The sequence below is a fragment of the Paraburkholderia sp. RL17-383-BIF-A genome, from assembly GCF_046028015.1.
GTDB lineage: Bacteria > Pseudomonadota > Gammaproteobacteria > Burkholderiales > Burkholderiaceae > Paraburkholderia.
This window is the reverse complement of record NZ_JARESR010000037.1, coordinates 75,110-81,757: the sequence shown is the minus strand read 5'-3', so window position 1 is coordinate 81,757 and position 6,648 is coordinate 75,110. Positions and strand designations below refer to the sequence as shown.

The following is a 6,648-nucleotide window of genomic DNA, read 5'->3' as shown; positions in this document are numbered from 1 at the left end:
GTCCAGCTTCAACACCTCTTCCCGCAGCCACCCCGCCAACGCCTGCACATGTTCGAGCCCCACGTGCCGCTGCGGAATATCGAGCCAGTAGCCGAACGGCCCGCTCACTTCGACATCCGAAAACTGCGCGAGACTGCCGTCCGCCAATTCTTCCACAATCATGTTCCGGTCCACGACCGCCAGCCCCGCGCCTTTGCTCGCCGCGCGAATCGCCTGTTCGAGTGTCGAGAACTCGATGCCGTTGTCCGCGTAACGCGCGGGCCTGCCCGCCTTGGCGAGCCAGTTCGGCCACAGGTCGAGCCGCGCGTCGTTGTGCAGCACATGCAACGCCGGCATGCGTTCGAGCAGCGCGTCGAGCGGTTGATCGAGCAGGCGAGGTGTGCCCACGAGCACATGGCGCTCGGTCATCAGCAATTCGGAATGCCCGTCCGGCAGCGCGTGGCGGTCAAAGCGGATCTGACAGTGAAAGTCGCCGTGCGCTTCCGTGCGAACCGACAGTTCGACGTCGGGCAACTCCACCGCGAGCGAACCGAGCCTCGGCGAAAACCATTGCGTGGCGAAAGTGGGCGGCACGGCGAGCACGAGCCGCCGCCCCTTGGCCACCGAAATCTGACGAAAGCCGCGCTCAATCGTGTCGAAGGCTTCGGACAGGCACGGCAGCAATTGCAACCCGGCTTGCGTCAGACGAATGCCCTTGTGGTCGCGCTCGAACAGTTTCGCGCCGAGCGATTCTTCGAGCAGCTTGATTTGCCGGCTCACGGCGCCTTGGGTCACGCACAGTGCAATGGCCGCGCGATTGAAACTCATGTGACGGGCCGTCTCTTCAAAGAAGCGCAACGCGATCAGCGATGGCAAGCGCCGCATAAATCACCTTCTATTGCTTTTAGTCGTCCACAGTCCGGCCGGCGGATATCGGGCGGAACGGCGGATCGAGTTCGTGGTGCGTCGCCAGCCGCGCGTTGTCTCTCAAGCACAGGTCCTTGCGAGCGTCTCCTGCGCGCATGATTTGAATCACCATGGGCCAGCGATTATTCAAAATAGGCCGCTATCGTGGCGGCCTGGCGATTGTCGCATTTGCCTCTGTCATTTTGCTTGATCTCGATAAGAAATATCCGCTGCACGCCCTGGGCTGTTGTCGGCGATGCGCCGCAACCGCCGTGTTCGCGGAGAAGCGCCGCGCGAGCGCCCGACTTCGCCTATGCTGACGGAGACGCATGCCCGGCCGCCACGCGGCTCGCTGTCCCCAGTCCTGGAGCGCCCGTGACCGTTCGCAATCTCGACGCCTTGTTTCGACCCAAATCCGTCGCCGTGATCGGTGCCTCCGAGCGGCCCGGCAGCACCGGCGCGATGGTGTGGACGCGCGTGCTGGAAGGGGGCTTCGACGGGCCGCTCTGGCCCGTCAATCCGAAGTATCAGACGCTCGGCGGCCATGCCGTGATCGGCGAGACCGGCGACTTGCCGGAAGCGCCCACAGTCGCGGTGATCTGCACGCCGCCGGCGACGTGGCCGGGCATCATCCGTCAGCTCGGTGGCTTGGGCACGCGCGCGGCGATCATTGTCGGCGAGGTGCGCAGCGATGACGACCGGCTCGCGCTGCGACATGCGCTCTCGGCAGCGCGGCCCAATCTGCTGCGGATCGTCGGGCCGGGCAGTCTCGGCGTGGTGTCGCCGGCGCTGCGCGCGCATCTGGGCGCGCCGTCGTGCACGGTCAAGGCGGGCGGCGTCGCGTGGGTATCGCAGTCGAACGCGCTGACCAATGCCGTGCTCGGCTGGGCGCGGGCGCGCGGCCTCGGCTTTTCGCACGCCGTGGCGCTCGGCGGCGAGGCGGACGTGGATGCGGGCGACGTGCTCGACTATCTGGCCAGCGACCCCGGCACACGCGCCATCCTGCTCGAACTGGACAGCGTGCGCGCGGCGCGCAAGTTCATGTCGGCCGCTCGCGCGGCGGCGCGCAACAAGCCGGTTCTGGCGCTGCGCTCCGGCCGCGCCGATCCCGCCGACGGACTCTACACCGCCGCGTTCCGCCGTGCGGGCATGGTGCGGGTCGACTCGCTCGACGACTTGCTCGACGAAATCGAGACGTTGGGCGTGGGCCGCGTGGCGGCGGGCGCCACGGCCACGCTGATTACGAGCGACAGCGGCCTCGCCACGCTCGCCTGCGATGCCTTCGCGGCGGCCGGCGACACGCTCGCGCCGTGGCCCGACGAAGCGTCCGAGGCATTGAAACAGGCATTGCCGCATGCGATCGGCGGCAATCCACTGCGGCTCGGCGACGACGCGCGCCCCGAGCACTTCGGGACCGCCCTCGAACTGCTCGCGAACCAGCGCAGTACGGGCACGGCTTTCGTCGTGCATGCGTCGACGCACAGCGCACCGGTGGGCGAAGTGGCGCAAGCCTTGATCGCGAATCAGCGCTTCGCGTATCGCGGTTTGCTCGCGTGCTTTTTCGGCGGCGTGGATGCCGCCACGCGCGACGCGCTCCATGCGCAGGGCATTCCCGTTCATACGACACCGCAGCGGCTGGCGCGCGCCTTCGCGCGGCTGGTCGATTATCGGATGGGACGCGAACTGCTGATGCAGACGCCCGAGGGTTTGCCGGCGCAAATCCCCGCCGCGATCGACGCGGCTCAAGCCCAGGCACGCGAAGCGCTCGCCGCAGGTGAGCACCAACTCACCGGCGAAGCGGCGGCGCGGTTTCTGGAGCGATTCGGATTGCGCGTGGAGACGGCGCCGCAGGCCGCCGATGGCACGGAAGCCAGCTCTGGATCAGCCGGCAAGCCCGTAGTCGACCTCATCGTCGAACTTCACGACGACGACAACTTCGGCCCCGTATTTCGCTTCACCGCGCCGTCGGTTGATGGCCTGGCCGAGCCGCTGCGGGTTTACGGCTTGCCGCCGCTCAATCCCATGCTCGCACGTGACATCGTCGCGCGCTCGCGGTACGCGCGGCTGGTTGCGCCGGAACCGGCATTGGCCGCGCTCACGGGGCTCTCGCAAGCCGTGTGCGACGTCAAGGAACTCGTCGGACTTACGCTGACGCTCAGGGTGTATCGCGATCAGGTGACGGTGGTCGATCCTTCATTGAGCGTCGCGGCGAAGCGCAGCCGCCTCGCGATCGTGCCTTATCCGCGCCGCTTCGAAGAGACGCTGGACTGGCAGGGTTTGCGGGTGACGGTGCGGCCGATTCGGCCGGAAGACGAGGCCGCGCATCATGACTTCGTCGAAGCGATGACGCCCGAAGATTTGCGCCTGCGATTTTTCGGCGCGGTGAGCAGCTTCGACCACTCGCAACTCGCGCGCATGACGCAGATCGACTACGACCGCGAAATGGCGCTGATCGCCACTGTGCGAAGCGAAGAAGGTTTCACGCGGACACTGGGCGTGGTGCGGGCGGTCGCCGATCCCGACAACGAAACGGCCGAATTCGCGGTGGCGGTGCGCTCGGACCAGAAAGGCCGGCGTCTCGGCCAATTGCTGATGGACCGGATCATCAAATACGCGCGGGCGCGCGGCACGCATTGGCTGATCGGCGAGGCACTGCGCGAGAATGTGGCGATGATCTCGCTCGCCAAAGCTTGCGGCTTTACGATTACGCGGACGGAGGATCCGGGTGTCGTTGGCTTTCGTATGGCGCTGGATGAACCGGCCGACGCAAGCGCGGAAGGCGGTGCGCCAACGGTGCAGAGTTAAATGGATCACCGTCGCGTCGCCGGTACAGCGGGTCGGCGGCGCGGCGCGGCAACTGCGGCAATTGCAGCGGTGATCGAAGCTGTGATCGAAGCGGCGAGAGGCGCTGGAGGCATCTCGCCGCAGGAAGCGTGAAAGAGCTAAACCGCCTCAGGCCGCCAGCTTGGCCGCAGCTTCGTCGACTTGCGTGCGCGTCACCGACAGTTCTTCAAGCCACGCATCGCCATACACCGCGCCGGTCTCGCGCTCCAGGCGCGCGATGGTCGCCGCACAACGGCTCGCATCCTTCGGCGTCGCGATGAACGACTTGACCGACTCACCGGCCTTGAACGCATCGAACAGCGGCACGCGAATGTCGTCCGGCAGCGGACGCGCCGTCCACTGATACGGTTTGCCGTTGAACGTGAATTGCGGCGGCAGCACGCGTTCTTTCTTCGCGGCCGGAATCAGGCCATAAGTACGCGCGGCCTCACCGATCTGCTCCGGCGAAAACAGCTCGTCCGGGCTGATGTCGAATTGCTGAATAAAGGTCTCGATGCTTTGCATCGCCGCCGCGCGATCGTCGCGCCGCTTTTGCGCGTGAGCGACGATGTCGCGCAGTTCGTCGGCTTCTTCAGGCGTGATCGTGAAGCTCGACTGCTTCTGCTGGAGTTCGGAAAAACGCTGGAATTCGGAATCGGTCAGAAGTTTCGCCATTGCTTATCGATGGGCGCGCATGAGCGAACCCATGCAGCGTGATTTTTGAGAGGGTCGCCATTCTAAACCATGTGCGGGAGCGGTCCGGTTTCGAGCCCGGGTGCTTGGCCTATTGATAGCTCAATGTAAAGGTCATCAGCCCCTTTACCGTGCCAGGTGAAACCTTGCCGGTTGAAACGTATTGTGCCGTGAGCGGGATGCCGGTTGTGGTCGCTGACGGGCCGACCAACCATTGATTTGTCGTACCCGGTGCAGCCGAGTCCGGTCCGAAACTGACCGGCGATCCGTTACTGTCCAGCACACGGAGATTGACGCCCGAGGCGGTCGAATCGCCTGTGAGAGTCAGATTGCTCGTTGTGTTGCCCGAATCTGTAGCGTCGGTGAGCGTAACGAAAACGTTGGCGCCAGGCTGGCAGGACAGGTCAATGCTGAAATTCGTATTGCCGGCCGTTGCACCCCGCGCGGGAAATGCATTCGCAGCGACCGGCGGTAGCGAGACGCTGAGAGACGGCGTCGTCACGTCGCAGGTACTCGCGGCGATTGTCGCTGTACCGATCGACAAAGTGTTGAGAGGCGCGGAGTCGACATTGTGACTAATGTCGTGACTTTTCAGCAACGCCAACACCAGGTTGAGGATTTGTCCGTTGCTTGCTTCAGCCGAGGTTTTCACGAGTTGAAATGTGAAAACATAGTTGGCGTTATACGTTACCCCGGACCCGACGGCCGGCGCAAAATCCCCCTCCCGTGTACGCGACAGAATTGCGTTGTTATAAGTGACGTCGGTGACCCGGACTCCGATGCCCGTCAAGCTCGTATCCCACACATCGCGCACGGATGCGTTTACACCTGCGTAGGCGGCGTACTGGAGAAAATAGCCGTGTCCGCCATCATAGTCATTACGCGGACAGCTTACCCACAACGTGATGGACACGGGCGGACCAATCGATGAACCAATTGGCGCATCGTGCGGCACCGCTATCGTGCCAAAGTCGACGGATCCGTTCCCGGTGACCGTGCACTGTGGAAATGCATCAGCAGGCATGCTAACTGTCAGTGCGGCGAGCGCGGCGGCGCCCAGAGTGGCAACAGCGAGACATCGACGACGTGCAATTCGGGGAGGGTACTCGTGCATGGCAGAGCTTCGTATGCGAGTGAATTCGCCACTGCCTGAGGGAATTCGGGCGGCCTCGCATAGTACTTGTTTAGCCCGGTGAATACACGCGACGGTTCGTCACGCTACGCGGCATTCTCACGAAACATCGACAACGCCTCTACTGTCTCGCGCAGCAGCGCGGTGGCGGCTTCCAGCGTCGGCGCGACGTATTCGTCGATACGCCGCAGGTACGGACAGGTGAGGGCCGCGATCGCCTGGCCGGACGGCCCCTGGATCGGAAACGTGACATCGGTCACGCCGAACGTCTGCTGGCTGTCCTTCTGCGAGAAGCCCGCCGCGCGAATCCGAGCGCAAGCCTGTTCGAGCGCGTCACGGTCGATCGTCACCTCGCCCTTCACCTTGGTATGTTCGGCCAGCATCTGTTCGCGCTGCTCGATGCTTTGAAACGCGAGCATCACGCGGCCCGACCCCGTATCGATCAGACCGACGCGCGAACCGAGCCGCACCGACATACCCCACGTGCCGGGACCATCCACCTGCGCGATCACCAGCAGATTGCCGCGGTCGTACACCACGAGGTGACACGATTGTTCGGCAGCATCGGCAAAGCGCTGCATGAGCGGCAGCGCTTCGGAGATCAGACGGTTCATCGGCGGATGACGATGGGCGAGCGCATACAGCTTGAGACTGAGCGAATAGCGGTCGCCCGCCGCCGAGCGCACCACGTACTGGCGCGCGACCAGCCGTTCGAGCATGCGATACATCTCGCTCGCGTTGCGTCCCAGCAGTTTGGTGATTTCGGCGCGCGTCAGGCCTTCCTTCTGCTCGGCGAGCAGTTCGAGGATGTCGAGGCCTTTGTCGAGCGCCGGGGCACGATAACGGTCGGCGTCGTCTTTGTCTTCTGCGTCCATCGTGAGCGAGGTTCCGTGTGCAGTTCTCATTATCTGGCGCGTGAGTGTAAGTGCGTGACGAATCTCGTGCGAGGTGGCACCGTCCAGGGAAAACACGGACGCTTGGTGCAGCGCACATTGCTTGACTTCGAAAAGTCCGTATATGAATAATACGTTCATTGGTGAATGAACGCACGCCAATACTCGACAAGAAAAAACACTGGGCCATCCCAAATTCTTTCGCGCACCCTCGGGGGCCTC

At 63.9% G+C, this 6,648-nt stretch carries 5 protein-coding genes; 1 reads left to right on the top strand and 4 read right to left on the bottom strand.

Annotated elements, in window-relative coordinates; translation table 11 throughout:
• A partial coding sequence (locus P0D71_RS30660) for a LysR family transcriptional regulator (protein WP_408483376.1) occupies window positions 1-864 on the bottom strand: 864 nt, incomplete at its 3' end.
• 396 nt (window positions 865-1,260) lie between these two features.
• On the opposite strand from P0D71_RS30660, the gene P0D71_RS30655 reads away from it, so the two are divergent.
• Complete coding sequence (locus tag P0D71_RS30655) at window positions 1,261-3,690, top strand: bifunctional acetate--CoA ligase family protein/GNAT family N-acetyltransferase (protein WP_408483375.1); 2,430 nt, start codon at window positions 1,261-1,263, stop codon at window positions 3,688-3,690.
• A 147-nt stretch (window positions 3,691-3,837) separates the two neighbouring features.
• Here the strand turns inward: P0D71_RS30655 and P0D71_RS30650 are convergent, their stop codons facing one another.
• From P0D71_RS30650 to P0D71_RS30640, 3 genes are all read right to left on the bottom strand, one after another.
• Window positions 3,838-4,383, bottom strand: a complete 546-nt coding sequence (locus tag P0D71_RS30650; RefSeq protein WP_091805141.1) for a hypothetical protein — start codon at window positions 4,381-4,383, stop codon at window positions 3,838-3,840.
• A 109-nt stretch (window positions 4,384-4,492) separates the two neighbouring features.
• Window positions 4,493-5,425, bottom strand: a complete 933-nt coding sequence (locus tag P0D71_RS30645) for a fimbrial protein (protein ID WP_408483374.1) — start codon at window positions 5,423-5,425, stop codon at window positions 4,493-4,495.
• Between the two features lie 194 nt (window positions 5,426-5,619).
• On the bottom strand, window positions 5,620-6,408 hold the full coding sequence (locus P0D71_RS30640) for an IclR family transcriptional regulator (RefSeq protein ID WP_091805133.1): 789 nt from the start codon (window positions 6,406-6,408) through the stop codon (window positions 5,620-5,622).
• Between the last annotated feature and the right edge of the window lie 240 nt (window positions 6,409-6,648).

What these genes read in the sequence shown, in the direction of transcription:
- P0D71_RS30650 (WP_091805141.1), bottom strand. Translation starts at nt 4,383, where the DNA reads ATGGCGAAACTTCTGACCGATTCCGAATTCCAGCGTTTTTCCGAACTC.
- P0D71_RS30645 (WP_408483374.1), bottom strand. Translation starts at nt 5,425, where the DNA reads ATGCCTGCTGATGCATTTCCACAGTGCACGGTCACCGGGAACGGATCC.
- P0D71_RS30640 (WP_091805133.1), bottom strand. Translation starts at nt 6,408, where the DNA reads ATGGACGCAGAAGACAAAGACGACGCCGACCGTTATCGTGCCCCGGCG.